The 17,773-nt window shown below is 54.8% G+C and carries 21 protein-coding genes; 12 read left to right on the top strand and 9 right to left on the bottom strand.

Annotation, left to right across the window (positions count from 1 at the left end; translation table 11 throughout):
* The first annotated feature begins 32 nt into the window (after positions 1 to 32).
* Genes agaB through agaD form a run of 3 tightly spaced genes read left to right on the top strand, consistent with a single transcriptional unit; the run spans position 33 to position 2,146 of the window.
* On the top strand, positions 33 to 509 hold the full coding sequence (gene agaB / locus AAEY27_RS02915) for a PTS galactosamine transporter subunit IIB (protein WP_342323429.1): 477 nt from the start codon (positions 33 to 35) through the stop codon (positions 507 to 509).
* 52 nt (positions 510 to 561) lie between these two features.
* Entirely contained in the window at positions 562 to 1,365 is an 804-nt protein-coding gene (gene agaC, locus AAEY27_RS02910; RefSeq protein ID WP_342323428.1) for a PTS galactosamine transporter subunit IIC, read from the top strand.
* Positions 1,355 to 2,146, top strand: coding sequence for a PTS galactosamine transporter subunit IID (gene agaD / locus AAEY27_RS02905; RefSeq protein ID WP_342323427.1), 792 nt, complete (start codon positions 1,355 to 1,357; stop codon positions 2,144 to 2,146). The genes agaC and agaD overlap by 11 nt, the downstream gene beginning before the upstream one ends.
* Before the next feature lie 44 nt (positions 2,147 to 2,190).
* Here agaD and rsmI read toward each other — a convergent pair whose 3' ends face one another.
* Positions 2,191 to 3,051 carry a 16S rRNA (cytidine(1402)-2'-O)-methyltransferase gene (gene rsmI / locus AAEY27_RS02900; RefSeq protein ID WP_342323426.1) on the bottom strand — a complete coding sequence of 287 codons (861 nt, stop codon included), beginning with the start codon at positions 3,049 to 3,051 and terminating at the stop codon, positions 2,191 to 2,193.
* A 62-nt stretch (positions 3,052 to 3,113) separates the two neighbouring features.
* Between rsmI and AAEY27_RS02895 the strand changes: the two genes are divergently transcribed.
* The 4 genes from AAEY27_RS02895 to dolP are packed head-to-tail and all read left to right on the top strand — an operon-like array spanning position 3,114 to position 6,812.
* Entirely contained in the window at positions 3,114 to 5,261 is a 2,148-nt protein-coding gene (locus AAEY27_RS02895; RefSeq protein ID WP_342323425.1) for a penicillin-binding protein activator, read from the top strand.
* Positions 5,219 to 5,614 carry a YraN family protein gene (locus tag AAEY27_RS02890; protein ID WP_342323424.1) on the top strand — a complete coding sequence of 132 codons (396 nt, stop codon included), beginning with the start codon at positions 5,219 to 5,221 and terminating at the stop codon, positions 5,612 to 5,614. Before AAEY27_RS02895 ends, AAEY27_RS02890 begins: the two co-directional genes overlap by 43 nt.
* Positions 5,615 to 5,636: 22 nt before the next feature.
* Positions 5,637 to 6,227 (top strand): DnaA initiator-associating protein DiaA, encoded by a 591-nt coding sequence (gene diaA / locus AAEY27_RS02885; RefSeq protein WP_040016590.1) that lies wholly within the window; start codon positions 5,637 to 5,639, stop codon positions 6,225 to 6,227.
* A 9-nt stretch (positions 6,228 to 6,236) separates the two neighbouring features.
* Positions 6,237 to 6,812 carry a division/outer membrane stress-associated lipid-binding lipoprotein gene (gene dolP / locus AAEY27_RS02880; protein WP_342323423.1) on the top strand — a complete coding sequence of 192 codons (576 nt, stop codon included), beginning with the start codon at positions 6,237 to 6,239 and terminating at the stop codon, positions 6,810 to 6,812.
* A gap of 57 nt (positions 6,813 to 6,869) precedes the next feature.
* Here the strand turns inward: dolP and AAEY27_RS02875 are convergent, their stop codons facing one another.
* Positions 6,870 to 7,907, bottom strand: a complete 1,038-nt coding sequence (locus AAEY27_RS02875; RefSeq protein WP_342323422.1) for a permease — start codon at positions 7,905 to 7,907, stop codon at positions 6,870 to 6,872.
* Between the two features lie 54 nt (positions 7,908 to 7,961).
* Complete coding sequence (locus AAEY27_RS02870; RefSeq protein ID WP_342323421.1) at positions 7,962 to 8,615, bottom strand: NAD(P)H-binding protein; 654 nt, start codon at positions 8,613 to 8,615, stop codon at positions 7,962 to 7,964.
* Between the two features lie 118 nt (positions 8,616 to 8,733).
* On the opposite strand from AAEY27_RS02870, the gene AAEY27_RS02865 reads away from it, so the two are divergent.
* A complete protein-coding gene (locus tag AAEY27_RS02865) occupies positions 8,734 to 9,252 on the top strand; it encodes a type 1 glutamine amidotransferase domain-containing protein (RefSeq protein ID WP_342323420.1) in 519 nt (172 codons plus the stop codon).
* Here the strand turns inward: AAEY27_RS02865 and AAEY27_RS02860 are convergent.
* The gene (locus AAEY27_RS02860; RefSeq protein WP_342323419.1) at positions 9,238 to 9,675 is read right to left on the bottom strand and encodes a YhbP family protein; all 438 of its coding nucleotides are present in this window, start codon (positions 9,673 to 9,675) and stop codon (positions 9,238 to 9,240) included. The genes AAEY27_RS02865 and AAEY27_RS02860 overlap by 15 nt on opposite strands.
* A gap of 14 nt (positions 9,676 to 9,689) precedes the next feature.
* Here AAEY27_RS02860 and AAEY27_RS02855 point away from each other — a divergent pair, with 14 nt between their 5' ends.
* Positions 9,690 to 10,031: a GIY-YIG nuclease family protein gene (locus tag AAEY27_RS02855; protein WP_342323418.1), complete on the top strand. Its 342-nt coding sequence runs from the start codon at positions 9,690 to 9,692 to the stop codon at positions 10,029 to 10,031.
* On the opposite strand, the gene AAEY27_RS02850 is transcribed toward AAEY27_RS02855, so the two are convergent.
* Positions 10,018 to 10,521: a GNAT family N-acetyltransferase gene (locus AAEY27_RS02850; protein WP_342323417.1), complete on the bottom strand. Its 504-nt coding sequence runs from the start codon at positions 10,519 to 10,521 to the stop codon at positions 10,018 to 10,020. The genes AAEY27_RS02855 and AAEY27_RS02850 overlap by 14 nt on opposite strands.
* Positions 10,515 to 11,039 (bottom strand): ubiquinone anaerobic biosynthesis accessory factor UbiT, encoded by a 525-nt coding sequence (gene ubiT / locus AAEY27_RS02845; RefSeq protein WP_342323416.1) that lies wholly within the window; start codon positions 11,037 to 11,039, stop codon positions 10,515 to 10,517. The genes AAEY27_RS02850 and ubiT overlap by 7 nt, the downstream gene beginning before the upstream one ends.
* Before the next feature lie 240 nt (positions 11,040 to 11,279).
* On the opposite strand from ubiT, the gene ubiU reads away from it, so the two are divergent.
* The 3 genes from ubiU (at position 11,280) to AAEY27_RS02830 (ending at position 14,310) form a co-directional block, all read left to right on the top strand.
* The gene (ubiU, locus tag AAEY27_RS02840; RefSeq protein ID WP_342323415.1) at positions 11,280 to 12,275 is read left to right on the top strand and encodes a ubiquinone anaerobic biosynthesis protein UbiU; all 996 of its coding nucleotides are present in this window, start codon (positions 11,280 to 11,282) and stop codon (positions 12,273 to 12,275) included.
* Positions 12,276 to 12,282: 7 nt separating this feature from the next.
* Entirely contained in the window at positions 12,283 to 13,161 is an 879-nt protein-coding gene (locus AAEY27_RS02835; protein WP_342323414.1) for a U32 family peptidase, read from the top strand.
* A gap of 141 nt (positions 13,162 to 13,302) precedes the next feature.
* Positions 13,303 to 14,310 (top strand): luciferase-like monooxygenase, encoded by a 1,008-nt coding sequence (locus AAEY27_RS02830; RefSeq protein WP_342323413.1) that lies wholly within the window; start codon positions 13,303 to 13,305, stop codon positions 14,308 to 14,310.
* 68 nt (positions 14,311 to 14,378) lie between these two features.
* Here AAEY27_RS02830 and mtr read toward each other — a convergent pair whose 3' ends face one another.
* From mtr to yrbN, 3 genes are all read right to left on the bottom strand, one after another.
* Positions 14,379 to 15,623 (bottom strand): tryptophan permease, encoded by a 1,245-nt coding sequence (gene mtr / locus AAEY27_RS02825; RefSeq protein WP_342323412.1) that lies wholly within the window; start codon positions 15,621 to 15,623, stop codon positions 14,379 to 14,381.
* 155 nt (positions 15,624 to 15,778) lie between these two features.
* On the bottom strand, positions 15,779 to 17,689 hold the full coding sequence (locus AAEY27_RS02820; RefSeq protein WP_342323411.1) for a DEAD/DEAH family ATP-dependent RNA helicase: 1,911 nt from the start codon (positions 17,687 to 17,689) through the stop codon (positions 15,779 to 15,781).
* A complete protein-coding gene (yrbN, locus tag AAEY27_RS22375; RefSeq protein ID WP_425294667.1) occupies positions 17,682 to 17,762 on the bottom strand; it encodes a protein YrbN in 81 nt (26 codons plus the stop codon). Before yrbN ends, AAEY27_RS02820 begins: the two co-directional genes overlap by 8 nt.
* Positions 17,763 to 17,773: the final 11 nt, after the last annotated feature.

Genomic DNA, 17,773 nt, shown 5'->3' with positions numbered 1-17,773 from the left:
ATACCCGTAATAGTTAATGACAGGACAATAACATGAGCTCACCCAATATTTTATTAACGCGTATCGATAACCGTCTCGTCCATGGGCAGGTGGGCGTGACCTGGACGTCTGCTATCGGTGCCAATTTGCTGGTCGTTGTCGACGATGAAGTGGAGAAAGACACATTACAGCAGAAATTGATGGGCATAACAGCAGAGACCTATGGGTTTGGTATCCGCTTCTTTTCTCTGGAAAAAACGATAAATATTCTCGGTAAAGCTGCGCCTCACCAAAAAATATTCCTTATTTGCCGTACACCAGAAACAGTACGGAAACTGATTGAAGGTGGCATTGAACTTGGCGAGGTGAACGTCGGCAATATGCATTTTTCTGCGGGGAAAAAACAGATAAGTAGCAAAGTCTATGTCAATGAGCAGGACCTGGACGATTTGCATTTTATTAAACATCACGGGGCACACGTTTTTATTCAGGATGTTCCCGGCGATGCAAAATCCTATATACCCGGCTGAGCCTTTTGCCCGGCAAATGATGATAAGCAACGCTCACTGAAGAGGCTGAAAAATGCATGAAATAACGCTAGTACAGGGGTTATCCCTGGCAGCTCTGGTTTTTTTCCTCGGTATTGATTTCTGGCTGGAAGCATTATTCCTGTTCAGACCCATTATTGTTTGTACCCTGACAGGTGCGATTCTCGGGGACATTCATATTGGGTTGATTACCGGCGGCTTAACCGAACTCGCCTTTGCAGGCTTAACCCCTGCGGGCGGTGTGCAACCCCCAAACCCAATTATGGCGGGCGTCATGACCACGGTCATCGCCTGGTCTACCGGCGTCGATGCCAAAACGGCAATCGGCCTTGGTCTGCCGTTTAGCCTGTTAATGCAGTACATCATTCTGTTTTTCTACTCCGCCTTCTCGTTATTTATGTCGAAAGCGGACAATTACGCCAAAACGGGCGATACCCATGCCTTTGCACGTCTTAACTGGCTTACTACGCTGATTGTTGCCAGTTCATACGCCATTATCGCGTTTCTGTGTACCTACATGGCGCAGGGCGCTATGCAGGCGCTAGTGAAAGCGATGCCTGCCTGGCTGACGCACGGATTTGAAGTTGCGGGCGGCATTTTACCGGCGGTTGGTTTCGGCTTGTTATTACGTGTCATGTTCAAAGCGCAATACATTCCATACCTGATCGCCGGGTTTCTGTTCGTCTGTTATATCCAGGTTAGCAACCTGCTGCCGGTTGCTGTTTTAGGTGCCGGTTTCGCAGTTTATGAATTCTTCAATGCGAGGGCGAAAAGCCAGTCTCAGCCGCAGGTTGAAGGCACCCCCAGCGATAAAGAGGATTACAGCAATGGCATCTGAAATCAGTAAGAAAGATATCACCCGTTTAGGTTTCCGTTCATCCGTGCTGCAGGCCAGTTTTAACTATGAAAGGATGCAGGCTGGCGGTTTTACCTGGGCGATGCTGCCGCTTCTGAAAAAGATCTATAAGGACGATAAAGATGGCTTAAGTGCCGCAATGAAAGACCATCTGGAGTTCATTAACACCCATCCCAATCTTGTTGGTTTTTTAATGGGATTACTTATCTCAATGGAAGAGAAAGGGGAAAACCGCAGCACGATTAAAGGGCTAAAGGTGGCGCTGTTTGGTCCTATTGCGGGGATTGGCGATGCCATCTTCTGGTTTACCCTGTTACCGATTATGGCTGGTATCTGTTCCTCCTTCGCCAGCCAGGGAAACTTGCTTGGTCCGATACTTTTCTTCGCGGTGTATCTGGCGATTTTCTTTTTGCGCGTAGGCTGGACACATGTTGGTTATTCAGTGGGTGTCAAAGCGATTGATAAAGTGCGTGAGAATTCGCAAATGATCGCGAAATCGGCGACGATCCTGGGGATTACCGTTATCGGCGGCCTGATTGCTTCGTATGTTCATATCAATGTGATCACCACTTTTCCCATCGATGACACACACAGCGTGGCGTTACAAAAAGACTTCTTTGACAAAGTGTTCCCAAACATTTTGCCAATGGGTTACACGCTACTGATGTATTACCTGCTACGTGTGAAAAAAGCCCACCCGGTTATGCTGATAGCGGTGACATTTGTACTGTCAATTCTCGCATCAGCGCTGGGTATTCTCTGACAGAGCCAGAGCGCAGAGTTGCTGCGCTCTGGTTATAATGCGGCTTACCCTTGCTGTTCCAACGCGTATTTATAAAGCGCATTTTTCTTCACACCGTGAATTTCCGCTGCCAGCGCGGCGGCTTTCTTCAACGGTAACTCGGCTTGCAGCAGCGCCAGCGTGCGCAGCGCGTCGGCGGGCAGATCGTCTTCTTGCGCTTTGTGGCCTTCGACGATCAACACCATTTCGCCTTTGCGGCGGTTTTCATCTTCTTTGACCCATGCCAGCAACTCGCCGACCGGTGCGCCCTGAATGGTCTCCCAGGTTTTGGTCAGCTCGCGCGCCAGCACAACATAGCGGGATTCGCCCCATACCGCGACCATGTCTTCCAGGCTTTCCAGCAGGCGATGAGTGGATTCATAGAAAATGAGCGTGCGGCTTTCTGTTTCCAGCGCTTTCAGCGCGTCGCGCCGCCCTTTGGATTTGGCGGGGAGAAAACCTTCATAACAGAAACGATCGGAAGGTAAGCCCGCCGCGCTCAGCGCTGCGATGGCTGCACACGGGCCAGGCAGTGGCACGACGCGGATGCCGGCTTCGCGACAAATGCGGACAAGGTGATAACCCGGATCGTTGATTAACGGTGTGCCGGCATCGGACACCAGCGCAATGTTCTGCCCCTCTTTTAGCTTCGCCACCAGCATTTGCGCTTTTTGCTGCTCGTTATGATCGTGCAGCGCAAACATGCGGGCGTTAATCGCGAAATGCTGAAGCAATAAACCGGTGTGGCGGGTATCCTCAGCAGCAATTAAATCAACGGCTTGCAACACGGTTAATGCGCGTTGAGTAATATCAGCCAAATTCCCGATGGGAGTAGGTACAATAAAAAGCTGACCTTGAGAATTCTCCGCCGATTCGTGTTGTTTCATTGTTTCATCCGTATTGCCGATTTAATATTGAGCATTGCGTAAAAAATATCACTGGATACAGTATGCTACCGTCAAGATTACTACGTTCGAAAGCCACGCGCTGCCTGCCTGTGGTGCTGGCTGCCCTGCTATTCGCGGGCTGCGGCACGCAGTCTACAGACCAGAGCACTCCGCATATGGAGGGTTCGGCGCAGGCTGATTCTGGCTACTACCTGCATCAAATGCAGCAAAGCTCAGATGATAGCAAGACCAACTGGCAATTACTCGCCATTCGTGCACTGCTGAAAGAAGGCAAAACCCAGCAGGCAAGCGAGTTGTATGGTCAGCTACCGCAGGATTTGAACGACAACCAGCGCAAAGAATATGATTTGCTCGCCGCCGAAATGAAACTCGCGCAGCGGGATTTCGCCGGCGCCCAAGCGCTGTTCGATAAAATCGACCCCAGCAAACTTGAGCAAAACCAGCAGGCGCGTTACTGGCAGATTGGCATTACTGCCGCGCAGGGCAAACCCTCATTAACGCTGCTGCGTGCCTTGATCGCCCAACAACCGCTGTTAACCAAGCCGGAAGATCAACAGAAAAATATTGATGCAACGTGGCAAGCCCTTGCGTCGATGACCCAGGATCAAGCACGCGCGTTAGTGATCAACGCCGATGAAGTCACCCTGCAAGGCTGGCTCGACCTGCAACGCATGTGGTTCGATAACCGTAACGATCCCAATATGCTGAAAGCGGGCATTACCGACTGGAAAACGCGCTACCCGCAAAACCCGGCGGCGAAAATGCTGCCGAGCCAGTTGTCGAATATGCAAAATTTTCAGCCCGCCTCAACCAGTAAAATCGCCCTGCTGCTGCCGTTAAATGGCCAGGCATCGGTGTTTAGCCGCGCCATTCAGCAAGGTTTTGAAGCGGCGAAAAACGGCGCTTCTCCGGTTTCCGGCCCGGCGGTTCCTCAGCAAGTCGCGCAGGCCGCCACAACAGATGTGGTCAGCCCTTCGCAGGCAAATGTCAGCGATCTGACAGACGCCCAGGCGCAGCAGGATGTCGCCGCGCCGGATGCTCAGCAAGCGCAAGCCCCGGACAGCGCGGCGCAAAGTGCAACGGACACGTCCAACGAAGCCGCCGCCGCTGACAACAGCGAGCAAGATCCTGCGGCGACCACCGCTGCGCCGCCTGCAGACGCCAATGTGACACAACCGGTAGCCGCGCCCGCCGCAACCGGAACACCGGCTAACCCTGGCGCCGAACTGAAAATCTACGATACCAGCGCCCAGCCGATGGATCAGATCCTCAATCAAGTTCAGCAAGACGGTGCCAGCATCGTGGTCGGCCCTCTGCTGAAAAACAATGTTGAAGAGCTGATGCGCAGCAATACCACGCTGAACGTGTTAGCCCTCAACCAGCCTGAGCATGTCGAAAACCGCGCCAATATCTGTTATTTCGCGCTGTCACCTGAAGATGAAGCCCATGACGCCGCGCGCCATATTCACGATCAGGGCCGCCATGCGCCGCTGCTGCTGGTTCCGCGCAGCGCGCTCGGCGAGCGTGTGAGTACCGCATTTGCTGATGAGTGGAAAAAGCTCGGCGGCGGCGTGGTGCTGGCGCAGAAATTCGGTTCTACCGCGGAATTGCGCATGAACCTGAATGGCGGCTCCGGCATCGCCATGACCGGCAGTCCGGTGACTTCAAGTTTGCCGGAACAACAGGGCGTGACCATTGGCGGCCTGAACATTCCGGCGCCGCCGACCGATGCGCAAATCAGCGGCAGCGGCAGTGTTGATGCGGTTTATATCGTGGCGACTCAGGATGAAATCGCGCTGCTTAAACCGATGATCACGCTACGTACCGGCAGCCAGAGCGGCGTCATGTTGTACGCCAGCTCTCGCAGCGCCCAGGGCGGCGCAGGCCCGGACTTCCGCCTCGAAATGGAAGGCTTGCAGTTTAACGAAATCCCCATGCTGGCTGGCGCAAACCCGTCGCTGATGCAACAGGCGCTGAGAAGCGTGAATAACGACTATTCACTGGCGCGCCTGTATGCAATGGGTGCGGATGCCTGGTCGCTGGCGAACAATTTCTCGCAAATGCGCCAGGTGCCGGGTTTTGAATTGAACGGCAATACCGGCGATTTGACCGCCACTCAGGACTGCGTGATCAACAGGAAGTTGTCATGGCTCAAATACCAACAGGGGCAAATCGTCCCGGCGAGTTAACTCGCAAACAGACCGGCGACGCGTGGGAAGCGCAAGCGCGTCGCTGGCTGGAAGGCAAAGGACTGCGGTTTATCGCCGCCAATGTGCGCGAGCGCGGCGGCGAAATAGACCTGATAATGCGGCACGGCAGCACCACCGTATTTATCGAAGTCCGCTATCGCAAATCGGCACACTTTGGCGGCGCGGCGAGCAGTGTCACCGCCGCGAAACAGCGCAAACTGCTGCATACCGCCCGTTTGTGGCTCGCCCGTCACAATGGGAGTTTTGATACTGTGGATTGCCGGTTTGATGTGGTAGCCTTCACCGGAAATGATGTTGAGTGGATACAAAACGCGTTTAACGACCACTCATAATTGCTGAATTATAGGGATTACCGTGCTCGAACGAATTAAAGTCTGCTTTACGGAAAGCATTCAAACCCAAATTGCGGCGGCGGAAGCGCTGCCAGATGCTATTTCCCGCGCAGCCATGACGATGGTTCACTCCCTGCTTAACGGCAACAAAATCCTCTGTTGTGGCAACGGCACGTCAGCCGCCAACGCACAGCATTTTGCTGCCAGCATGATCAACCGTTTTGAAACCGAACGACCCAGTTTACCTGCCATTGCACTTAATACCGATAATGTGGTCTTAACCGCGATAGCAAACGACCGTCTGCACGATGAAATCTACGCGAAGCAGGTTCGTGCACTCGGTCATACCGGCGATATTTTGTTGGCAATTTCTACGCGGGGTAACAGTCGCGATATCGTGAAAGCCGTGGAAGCGGCCGTTACGCGCGATATGTCGATCATTGCACTCACCGGCTATGACGGCGGCGAGCTGGCAGGTTTGTTGGGGCCGCAAGATGTGGAAATCCGTATTCCTTCCCACCGCAGCGCACGCATTCAGGAAATGCACATGCTGACGGTGAATTGCTTATGCGATCTGATTGATAACACGCTTTTTCCTCACCAGGATGATTAAGGAGTACACATGAAGGCATTTACGCCCCTCGCAGTCCTTATTTCCGCACTGCTGTTACAGGGTTGTGTTGGCGCAGTGGTGGTCGGTTCTGCCGCCGTAGGTACCAAGGCCGCGACGGATCCGCGAACCGTCGGCACCCAGGTGGATGACAGCACGCTGGAACTGCGCGTGAATAGTGCTCTGTCGAAAGATGAACAGCTTAAGAAAGACGCGCGCATCAATGTCACGGCATATCAGGGGAAAGTGCTGTTGACCGGTCAGGCGCCGACGACCGATCTCTCTTCCCGCGCGAAACAGATTGCCGTTGGCGTTGAAGGCGCAACTGAAGTCTATAACGAGATCCGTCAGGGTCAGCCGATTGGTCTGGGTACCGCCTCTTCCGATACCTGGATCACCACCAAAGTTCGCTCGCAGTTGCTGGGCAGCGACCAGGTGAAATCGTCAAACGTCAAAGTAACCACGGAAAATGGCGAAGTGTTCTTGATGGGCCTGGTCACCGACCGTGAAGGCAAGGCGGCGGCGGATATGGCGAGCCGCGTCAGCGGGGTGAAACACGTCACTACCGCGTTTACCTTCCTCAAGTAATGAAAAAGCCCGGTTTCACAACCGGGCTTTTTTCTTCGTTGTACTCTTCGGCAAACCTTACACCAGCGCGACAAACCCGGTAATCATTCCGCACAGCGCCACCAGCCCGCCGGTCATCCACAGTGCTTTTGCCGGAAATGACTTACGCAGCATAATCAGCGAAGGCAGGCTCACCGCCGGCAGTGTGATCAACAGCGCCAGCGCGGGCGCCATGCCCATTCCCGCCAGCATCATGGTCTGCACGATGGGGATCTCTGCCGCCGTTGGAATCACAAACAAACAGCCGACAATCGCCATTGCGATAACCCACAGCACGGTGTTATCGACCGCGCCATCCGCATGCGGGAACAACCAGACGCGCGCGGCGCCCAGCACCAGAACGGCAAGAATATAAACCGGAATAGTGCTCCAGAAGAGTTGCCACAGCGCTTTGCCCCAACGCGCCATAAAACTGCCCTGCGGCTCTGGCAGCGTGATATCTACCGCTTCAGCCTGCTGCGGGCTCTCTTTTACCAGCGTTTGCACCAGCATCGCCACGCCCAGCACAGTCACCAGACCGGCGACCAGACGAATGATGGCAAAATGCCAGCCGAGCACAAAGCCCATAAACACCAGCGTTGCCGGGTTTAACAAGGGGTTGCCCATCCAGAATGCGAGTGCGCCGCCCATCGACACGCGCTGGCGCCGCATTCCGGCCGCCACTGGCGCCGCACAGCAGGAGCACATCATGCCCGGCAACGAGAACAGCGTGCCGAACAACGTGCCGCTAAAGCGTTTTTGCCCAAGCGTGCGTAACAGCCAGTCGCGCGGGATGAGTACCTGAATCAGCGAGCCAAGCAATACGCCGAGTACGGCCGCTTTCCAGACAGCGAGAAAATAGACCATGGCGTAATCCAGTGCCGCCTGAAACGGGCTGGCGTCGGCCTGGGAAAGAATCGATTTACCGATGCTGTGCGTCTCGGCCGCGGTAAAGGCTTTGCCGTAATACGGCTGCCATTTCACGTACCAAAGACCAACGATAACAACAAGAAAGAACAGTGCGGGTTTCCACCACTGAATGGGTGTTGCCGCCTGAGGTGAAGACTGACCAGTCATAGCATTCCCCGGGGATTATGTGGTTTTAAGCCAGCGAATAGTACGCCTGAATTGTCATTTTGCAAATGGGCTGGCAGCGGCAATCGCACGCAGTTGTGCTGATTCAATCACTTGTACCCCGTTGTTATCGGTAGAAAATGCCAGGGCCAGCAGCGCACGCGCGACATCCTGCGCGGAAATCGACTTCCAGTTGCCCGGTAACAGGCGAAAAAGCGGTGCAAACAGTGACTCACTGACCCGCTGTTTTTCCCGATCGCCCAAAAGCATCGATGGGCGAACAATCGTCAGTGACGGCCAATCCTGCGCAATCAGCGCATTTTCCATTTCCCCTTTTACCCGGTTGTAGAAAAATGGTGAACGCGCATTGGCGCCCATCGAACTCACCACCAACATCCGTTTTGCCCCCAGCCGTAGCCCGGTCAGCGCGGTATCCACCACCAGCGTGAAATCCGCATGCACAAACGCTTCTTTGCTGCCCGCTTCCCGCCGCGTTGTGCCCAGGCAGCAAAAGACCGTATCCACCGGTTCGCTAACCAACGCCAGCGCATCGCTCAGTTGCGGATCGTGGGGATTTTCTACACCAGGGAACCCCTGCAAAGGGCGGCGCGTTGGCGCGGCAATGGCGGTAATGCGCGGTTCATTAATCAGCAACCGCAGTAAATGCCCACCCACTAAACCGGTCGCGCCGGTGATTAATACACGTTGCATATCGTCTCCTTTGCAGACGAATCCGTCTTGTAATGTCAGCCTGTTGAACCAGGCTTACAGTTCTGATGAGTTAAAGTATGCATAACTCCCTTTCTGAAGCCAAAACAACGGAGGAAGTATGAGCAAGAAAATTGCGGTCTTGATCACCGACGAGTTTGAAGATTCAGAATTCACCTCTCCGGCGCAGGCGTTCCGCAAAGCGGGGCACGAAGTGATCACCATTGAGAAGCAAGCCGGAAAAACGGTGAAAGGTAAAAAAGGTGAGGCGGAAGTGCCGATTGATAAAGCCATTGATGAAGTGCGTCCGGCGGACTTTGACGCGCTGCTGCTGCCGGGCGGGCATTCGCCGGATTCGCTACGCGGTGACGATCGCTTTGTCACGTTTACCCGCGATTTTATCAATTCCGGTAAACCAGTTTTCGCCATCTGCCACGGTCCGCAGCTATTGATCAGCGCGGATGTGATTCGCGGCCGCAAGCTGACGGCGGTGAAACCAATCGTGATAGATGTGAAGAATGCCGGGGGCGAGTTCTATGACCAGGAAGTGGTGGTCGATAAAGATCAGTTGGTCACCAGCCGTACCCCCGATGATTTACCGGCGTTTAACCGCGAGGCGCTGCGCTTACTGGGTGCTTGATTCGCGGATCCAGTGAAGTTTTTTGCCAAATCCCAGCGTGTTGTCGGTGAACTTCAGTTCGCTCAGGCGAATCTCCCACATCGGGGCTGACAACATACGGGCCACCGGAAAGCGTCGGTTGTACTGCGCCCGCAGCGCCGCGCTTTCCTCCCCGTCTAAGCGACGAATTTCCCCGGCAAATTGCACGCCGCGAATCAGCGCGACGGTTTTTGGTTGGCCGTTTACCGTGCCTGCGACCTGCGCTTTCAGGCCAGTCATTTGCGCGTGGCGCGTTTGATCTTCGCTGAGCACATAAAAGGCGACGGCTTGAGGGTCATAAAAATAAAAGGCGTTAGCGCACCATAACTCTCCCCGATTCGCCACACACCAGGTGACAACATGCTGTTTCGCCAGCCAGCGGTTAATGGCTGCAAGAGTCTCCATTTTTTCTCTCCCTCATGTTATTTTTCGTTCACATTAACACACTGAACAACGCCATGACGCCCTGGTTTCTTTATCTTATTCGCACGCACGACAACATGCTGTACACCGGTATTACAACCGATGTGCCGCGTCGTTTTACGCAACATCAAAATGGAAAAGGGGCAAAAGCCCTGCGAGGAAAAGGCGCGCTGGAACTGGTTTTTACCGCGCAGATTGGTGAGAGATCGCTGGCGCTACGGCTGGAATACCGGATTAAGCAGTTAACCAAGCGCCAGAAAGAGCGCCTCGTCGCCGGAGATGGCTCATTCGAAGCGCTGCGGGAGAGTCTGTTAACGCCCGTGGTTAAAGACGATTGAAATGGTCGCTGTATTCCACCAGACCGCTTACGCCATTTAGGGCGTCATCCGCGAGAGGGTGAATTAAAAACGCCTCTTCGGTTTGCGGCCAGCGGCAGCGCAAATCACACTGCGCGGCCTTTTTAAAACCGAGACGGCTATAAAACGCCGGATCGCCCAGCGTCACCGCTGCGGCATAGCCAAATTCATTTAGCGAATCCAGCCCTTCATAGACCAGTTGGCGCGCGATGCCCTGGCCACGATACTGCTCATCGACGGCCAGCGGCGCAAGCCCGACCCATTGCAACTCTTCCCCGGCGACCGTTACCGGACTGAAAGCGACATAACCAATCACTTGCCCTTCATCATCGGTCGCGACAAATCCCAGCGTGATCAAACCGTCTTCGCGCAGATCGTGCACCAGTGTGGCTTCAGCCTCACCGCCAAAGCTGCGGCGCAGCAAGGCGTCAATACCGGGTGCATCAATGGGAATTTCAACTCTAATCAGCATGGCTCACCTACAGAAGGTTGTGTCGTTGCAGGCGGCGCTTGCAGGCCAGCCTCAACAAATTCCGCCAGCTGTAGCAGCACCACCCGCAGGGGTTTTGGCATCTGCTCCAGTTCAATGGCATCCATCAGGTTTTTCACATACAGCCCCAGTTCCGTATCCCCTTCAATGACCAGGCGACGCTGGAAGAAAAGTGTATCCGGATCCTGTTTACGTGCAGCAATCATCAGTAAATCACTGGCGCTCGCACTAAAGCTGACATCCGCGTCGGCAGATTCGCGAACGATCATCTGCCCATCCTCAACAGAGGTATACCACGTCAGGCCAATATCACTCACCTGAATACTTAACCAGCGCCCTTCGAGAAACTCAAGTTCTCCGTCCGCCAGCGCCTGTTGGAATTGCCAGCGCAGTACCTGCTCCAGCACCTGACGTTTGATGGCAAACGGCGTCAGCTTAACCGGCACACTCAGTAACGACGGGCCAAAATGAACAAGACGCGAGCGCAATTTCTCCAACACGAGCTTTACTCCCTGAAATGATAATGACGGCTATTTTGCCACAATCATGAAATGGCATAGCGGCACACATCAACAATTACGTAATAAATGGGTGTCGATTATTAGCATCATCAATAAGCATTTAGCTGCCTCAAATCAAAAATTGTCGCTGACAGGTTAACTAAAATCCCAGTTCATTAACAATTTAGCGACCCCACGGGGTACGTCCGGGCCGTAGCGCCCTTGATTGCAGGATACACTATGGAGTTGCTCTGCCCTGCCGGAAACCTTCCGGCACTGAAGGCGGCCATCGAAAACGGCGCCGATGCTGTGTATATCGGCCTGAAAGATGACACCAACGCCCGCCATTTCGCCGGACTCAACTTTACGGAGAAAAAACTCCAGGAAGCGGAGCGTTTTGTGCACCAGCACCGCCGTAAGTTGCATATCGCCATCAACACGTTTGCGCATCCTGACGGTTACCAACGCTGGGAGCATGCCATTGATATGGCAGCGCAGATCGGTGCCGATGCGTTGATTCTGGCGGATCTGGCGATGCTGGAATATGCCGCCGAGCGCTATCCGCAGATTGAACGCCACGTTTCCGTGCAGGCGTCTGCCACCAACGAAGAAGCGATCCGTTTTTATCATCGCCACTTTGACGTTGCGCGCGTGGTGTTGCCGCGTGTGTTGTCCATTCATCAGGTCAAGCAACTTGCCCGCGTGACGCCGGTGCCGCTGGAAGTGTTCGCTTTTGGCAGCCTGTGCATCATGGCCGAAGGCCGTTGTTACCTCTCCTCTTACCTGACTGGCGAATCGCCCAACACCGTGGGTGCCTGTTCTCCAGCGCGTTTTGTACGCTGGCAGCAAACCCCACAGGGGCTGGAATCGCGCCTGAATGAAGTGTTGATTGACCGCTATCAGGATGGCGAAAACGCCGGTTATCCGACGTTGTGTAAAGGCCGTTATTTGGTTGATGGCGAGCGTTATCACGCGCTGGAAGAGCCGACCAGCCTGAATACGCTGGAACTGCTGCCGGAATTGCTGGCGGCGAATATCGCGTCTGTGAAAATCGAAGGCCGCCAGCGCAGCCCGGCATATGTGAGCCAGGTGGCGAAAGTGTGGCGTCAGGCGATCGATCGCTGCATGGCTTCGCCGCAAGACTTTGTGCCGCAAGCCGCGTGGATGGAGACGTTAGGCGCCATGTCAGAAGGCACACAAACCACCCTCGGCGCATATCACCGCAAATGGCAGTAGGTAGAAGATGAAATATTCATTAGGGCCGGTGCTTTATTACTGGCCAAAAGAGACGCTGGAAGATTTTTACCACCAGGCTGCCGCAAGCCAGGCCGATGTGATTTATCTTGGCGAAGCGGTGTGCAGTAAGCGACGCGCCACCAAAGTGGGCGACTGGCTGGAGATGGCGAAAACACTGGCGAGCAGCGGCAAGCAAGTGGTGCTTTCCACGCTGGCGCTGGTGCAGGCCTCGTCCGAGTTAAACGAACTTAAGCGTTATGTGGATAACGGCGAATTCCTGCTGGAAGCCAGCGATTTGGGGGTGGTGAATCTGTGCGCCGAGCGCAAGCTGCCGTTCATCGCCGGGCATGCGTTGAACTGTTATAACGCGGTCACGTTGCGCCTGCTGCTTAGGCAAGGCATGGTGCGTTGGTGCATGCCGGTGGAACTCTCTCGCGACTGGCTGATTAACCTGCTCGATCAGTGCGAAACGCTCGGCATTCGCCAACAATTTGAAGTGGAAGTGCTGAGCTACGGTCATCTGCCACTGGCTTATTCCGCGCGCTGCTTTACCGCGCGTTCGGAAGACCGGCCAAAAGATGAGTGCGAAACGTGCTGCATTAAATACCCGAACGGGCGCAGCGTGCTGTCACAGGAAAACCAGCAGGTGTTTGTGCTCAATGGCATCCAGACCATGAGCGGTTATGTTTATAACCTTGGCAATGAACTGGCGTCGATGAAAGGGATTGTCGATATCGTGCGTCTGTCGCCGATGGGCACAGAAACGTTTGCCATGCTGGAGGCATTTAAAGCCAACGAAGCGGGCAACGCACCGCTGCCGCTGGCGTCGAACAGCGATTGCAATGGCTACTGGCGCAGGCTGCCAGGGTTGCAGCTACAGTGCTAAAAAAGCTCACTTTGTTAACAGAAATTGTCATAAGTTAATGCAGTATGAAAGTTGCAGCTTTTCTGGCCTGACGCGGCACATTGCGCCAGGCTGGAAGAAGACCTTCAATCTGATGACGATGCTGTGGCAAAGTGAGTTTATATGTCTGATAAAACCATTCCTTTTTCGGTGCTGGACCTGGCACCGATTCCGCAAGATTCCAGCGCTCGCGAGGCGTTTGCCCATTCACTGGATCTGGCGAAGCTTGCCGAAAAACGCGGTTATCACCGCTTCTGGCTGGCAGAACATCACAACATGACCGGTATTGCCAGCGCGGCGACGTCGGTGCTGATTGGGTATTTGGCGGCGAATACGCAAGCCCTGCACCTTGGTTCTGGCGGCGTTATGTTGCCAAACCATTCACCGCTGGTGATTGCCGAGCAGTTCGGCACGCTGAACACGCTCTATCCTGGACGAATCGATCTTGGCCTTGGCCGTGCGCCGGGCAGCGATCAACGCACCATGATGGCGCTGCGTCGCCATATGAGCGGCGATATTGATAATTTCCCTCGTGATGTGGCGGAACTGGTGGACTGGTTTGACGCCGTCGATCCGAACCCGCATGTGCGCCCGGTGCCGGGTTATGGCGAAAAAATTCCGGTCTGGCTGCTTGGCTCCAGCTTGTACAGCGCGCAACTGGCTGCCCAACTTGGCCTGCCGTTTGCCTTTGCCTCGCATTTCGCCCCGGATATGCTGTTCCAGGCGCTGCATCTTTATCGCACCAACTTCAAACCATCTGCTCGCCTGGAAAAACCGTACGCAATGGTGTGCATCAATATTGTTGCCGCCGATAGCAACCGCGATGCGGAATTCCTCTTCACCTCTATGCAGCAGGCCTTTGTGAAGCTGCGCCGTGGCGAGACGGCACAGTTGCCGCCGCCCATTCCAAATATGGATCAGTTCTGGTCGCCGTCCGAGCAGTACGGTGTGCAGCAGGCGCTGAGCATGTCGCTGGTGGGTGATAAAGCGAAAGTGCGCCACGGGCTGGAGTCGATTCTGCGTGAAACAGAGGCGGATGAGATTATGGTTAACGGGCAGATTTTCGATCACCAGGCGCGGCTCTACTCCTTTGAACTGGCGATGCAGGTGAAAGAGGAGTTGCTTGGGTAGTTTTGTTTTGCCGGGTGGCGCTTCGCTTACCCGGCCTATACGTTCGCGTCGCCGCCACCCGCATAAATCTACTGATACACCGGCAATACATTAAAGCTGGATAACAAGTGGACCACCGCGTTGCCAGCACCAAACAGCAGGATCAGGATGATCATCGGTTTGCCACCCCAGACGCGGAATGTCGGGCTACCAAAGCGTTTGCGGGATGCGTTCGCCAGCAAAGCCGGGACAATCGCAGCCCAAACTGTCGCCGCTAAACCCGCATACCCAATGGCATACAAAAAGCCATTCGGCCACAGTAAGCCTCCGACAATCGGCGGCACAAATGTCAGTAGTGCTGTCTTAAAGCGCCCCAGCGGGGAATCATCAAATTTGAACAAGTCTGCCAGGTAATCAAACAACCCTAGCGTCACGCCGAGGAAGGAACTGGCAACGGCAAAGTTCGAAAAAATCACCAGCAGCAGATCCAGGCTGCGGCTATTAAGCACACCGCTCAATGCCTGCACCAGCACATCAATATTACCGCCTTTGGCCGCGATATCGATAAACGCCGGGCGCGGAATATTCCCCATGGTGACCAGCAACCAGATGACATAAAGCCCCAGCGCCAGCAGCGTACCGTACACCAGGCAGCGAATAATGGTGCGCGGGTCTTTGCCATAATATTTCATCAGGCTGGGAACATTACCGTGGTAACCAAACGAGGCCAAACAGAACGGTAGCGTCATCAGCAAATACGGTGTGTAAGACGTATTGCCCTGCGCGACATTCAGCAGCGTCGTGGGTTCAACATGCCCCAGCAGGCTGCCAAAAGTGAGAAAGAAAGTAATTACTTTCGCGCCCAGCACAATCGCCGTCATACGGCTGACGGCATGGGTGGAGAGCCAAACGATAAACGCCACCGCCAGTGCAAAAACCAGCCCTGCCAGGCGCGGCGGCACGTTCAATGACATCTCTGCAAAGGTGTGGTGCAGAATAGACCCGCTCGCGGAGATGTAAGCGTACGTCAGGATATAAAGCACGAAGGCGATAGAGAGACCATTCACCAGATTCCAGCCTTTACCGAGCAGGTCTTTGGTGATGGTGTCGAAGCTTGCGCCGCTGTGATAATTGAGGTTGGCCTCCAGGATCATCAAGCCTGAATGCAGCATGCAAAACCAGGTAAACAATAACGCCAGAAGTGACCAGAAGAACCACGCGCCGGACATCACCACCGGCAGGGAAAACATGCCTGCGCCAATGATGGTGCCGCCGATAATCACCACCCCGCCGAACAGCGAAGGGGAAGCCTGAGTGGTTGTCAGTGTCGACATCTAAATGATTCTCCTGTGATGGTCCAATGCCGGAATGCGAAGCCGCTGCATTGTACCAGTACAGGAGTACAAAACAGATAAAAAAAGCCCCAATCGGTTCGACTGGGGCTGTATCTATTTCTTTACGGCGTATAACGCAGAATAATCGACGTTAATTACGCGTCGTTACGACGACGGCTGGTGGTGCTGTCGTCACGGCGCGGTGCGCGGCGTTCGCCACCAAAACCACGACCTTCCTGACGTTCACCGCTGAAACGGCGACCTTCACCACCGCGACCGCCTTCACGACGTTCGCCACCGAAACCACCGCGACGTTCACCGCCACCGGCAGGACGACGTTCGCTGCGCTCACGCGGTTGTGCATCGCCCAGCAGCTGCATATTCATCGGCTTGTTCAGAATACGCGTGCGAGTGAAGTGTTGCAGGACTTCGCCCGGCATGCCTTTCGGCAGCTCGATAGTGGAGTGAGTACCGAACAGCTTGATGTTACCGATGTAACGGCTGCTGATATCACCTTCGTTAGCAATTGCGCCAACGATATGACGAACTTCAACACCGTCATCACGACCCACTTCAATGCGGTACAGTTCCATTTCGCCAACATCACGACGTTCGCGACGCGGACGATCTTCACCGCCACGCTCAGCACGTTCGCCACGCGGGGCACGATCGTTACGATCGCCACGACGTTCGAAACGCTCATCACGTTCGCGGAATTCACGACGCGGACGCATCGGCGCATCCGGCGGCAGAATCAGCGGACGTTCGCCCTGTGCCATTTTCAGCAGTGCAGCGGCCAGCGTTTCGATGTCCATCTCTTCTTCAGAAGAAGGCTGGATTTTCGCCAGCAGCGCACGGTACTGATCCAGATCGCTGCTTTCCAGTTGCAGCTGAACTTTGGCTGCGAATTTTTCCAGACGGCGTTTGCCCAGCAGTTCTGCGTTCGGCAGTTCTACTTCCGGAATGGTCAGCTTCATTGTACGTTCGATGTTGCGCAGCAGACGACGCTCGCGGTTCTCAACGAACAGCAGCGCGCGCCCAGCACGACCCGCACGACCGGTACGGCCGATACGGTGAACGTAGGATTCGGAATCCATCGGGATGTCGTAGTTAACAACCAGGCTGATACGCTCAACGTCCAGACCACGGGCCGCAACGTCGGTCGCGATCAGGATATCCAGACGACCGTCTTTCAGGCGCTCCAGAGTCTGCTCACGCAGCGCCTGGTTCATGTCACCGTTCAGCGCGGCGCTGTTGTAACCATTGCGCTCCAGCGCTTCGGCGACTTCCAGCGTTGCGTTTTTGGTACGCACGAAAATGATCGCCGCGTCGAAATCTTCAGCTTCCAGGAAGCGAACCAGTGCTTCGTTTTTACGCATGCCGTACACAGTCCAGTAGCTCTGGCTGATGTCCGGACGAGTAGTCACGCTGGACTGAATGCGCACTTCCTGCGGGTCTTTCATAAAGCGACGGGTAATGCGACGGATAGCTTCCGGCATGGTTGCAGAGAACAGAGCGGTCTGATGACCCTCCGGGATCTGCGCCATGATGGTTTCAACGTCTTCGATAAAGCCCATGCGCAGCATTTCGTCGGCTTCATCCAGCACCAGACCGCTCAGGCGAGAGAGATCCAGCGTGCCGCGTTTCAGGTGATCCAGCAGACGACCCGGCGTACCGACCACGATCTGCGGGCCCTGGCGCAGGGCGCGTAACTGCACGTCATAACGCTGGCCGCCGTACAGGGCAACCACGTTTACGCCGCGCATATGTTTAGAGAAATCGGTCATTGCTTCAGCTACCTGAACCGCCAGTTCGCGGGTCGGAGCAAGCACGAGGATCTGCGGCGCACGCAGGTCCGGATCGATGTTATTGAGTAGCGGCAGAGAAAACGCTGCCGTTTTACCGCTACCAGTCTGGGCCATACCCAGCACGTCACGACCGCTCAGCAGGTGCGGAATGCACTCAGCCTGGATCGGAGATGGTTTTTCGTAACCGAGATCGTTAAGGGCTTCAAGGATAGGAGCCTTCAGGCCCAGATCTGCAAAAGTGGTTTCGAATTCAGCCATGTAGTACAAGTGCCTCTATGTCATTGGCGGCCAGTCTACATAACTCATCGTGAAAAAGATTAGCAATTTTCATTGAAAAGTGTG

Source organism: Kosakonia sp. BYX6, from assembly GCF_038449125.1.
Classification (GTDB): Bacteria; Pseudomonadota; Gammaproteobacteria; order Enterobacterales; family Enterobacteriaceae; genus Kosakonia; species Kosakonia calanthes.
This window is presented reverse-complemented; position numbering and strand designations above follow the sequence as displayed.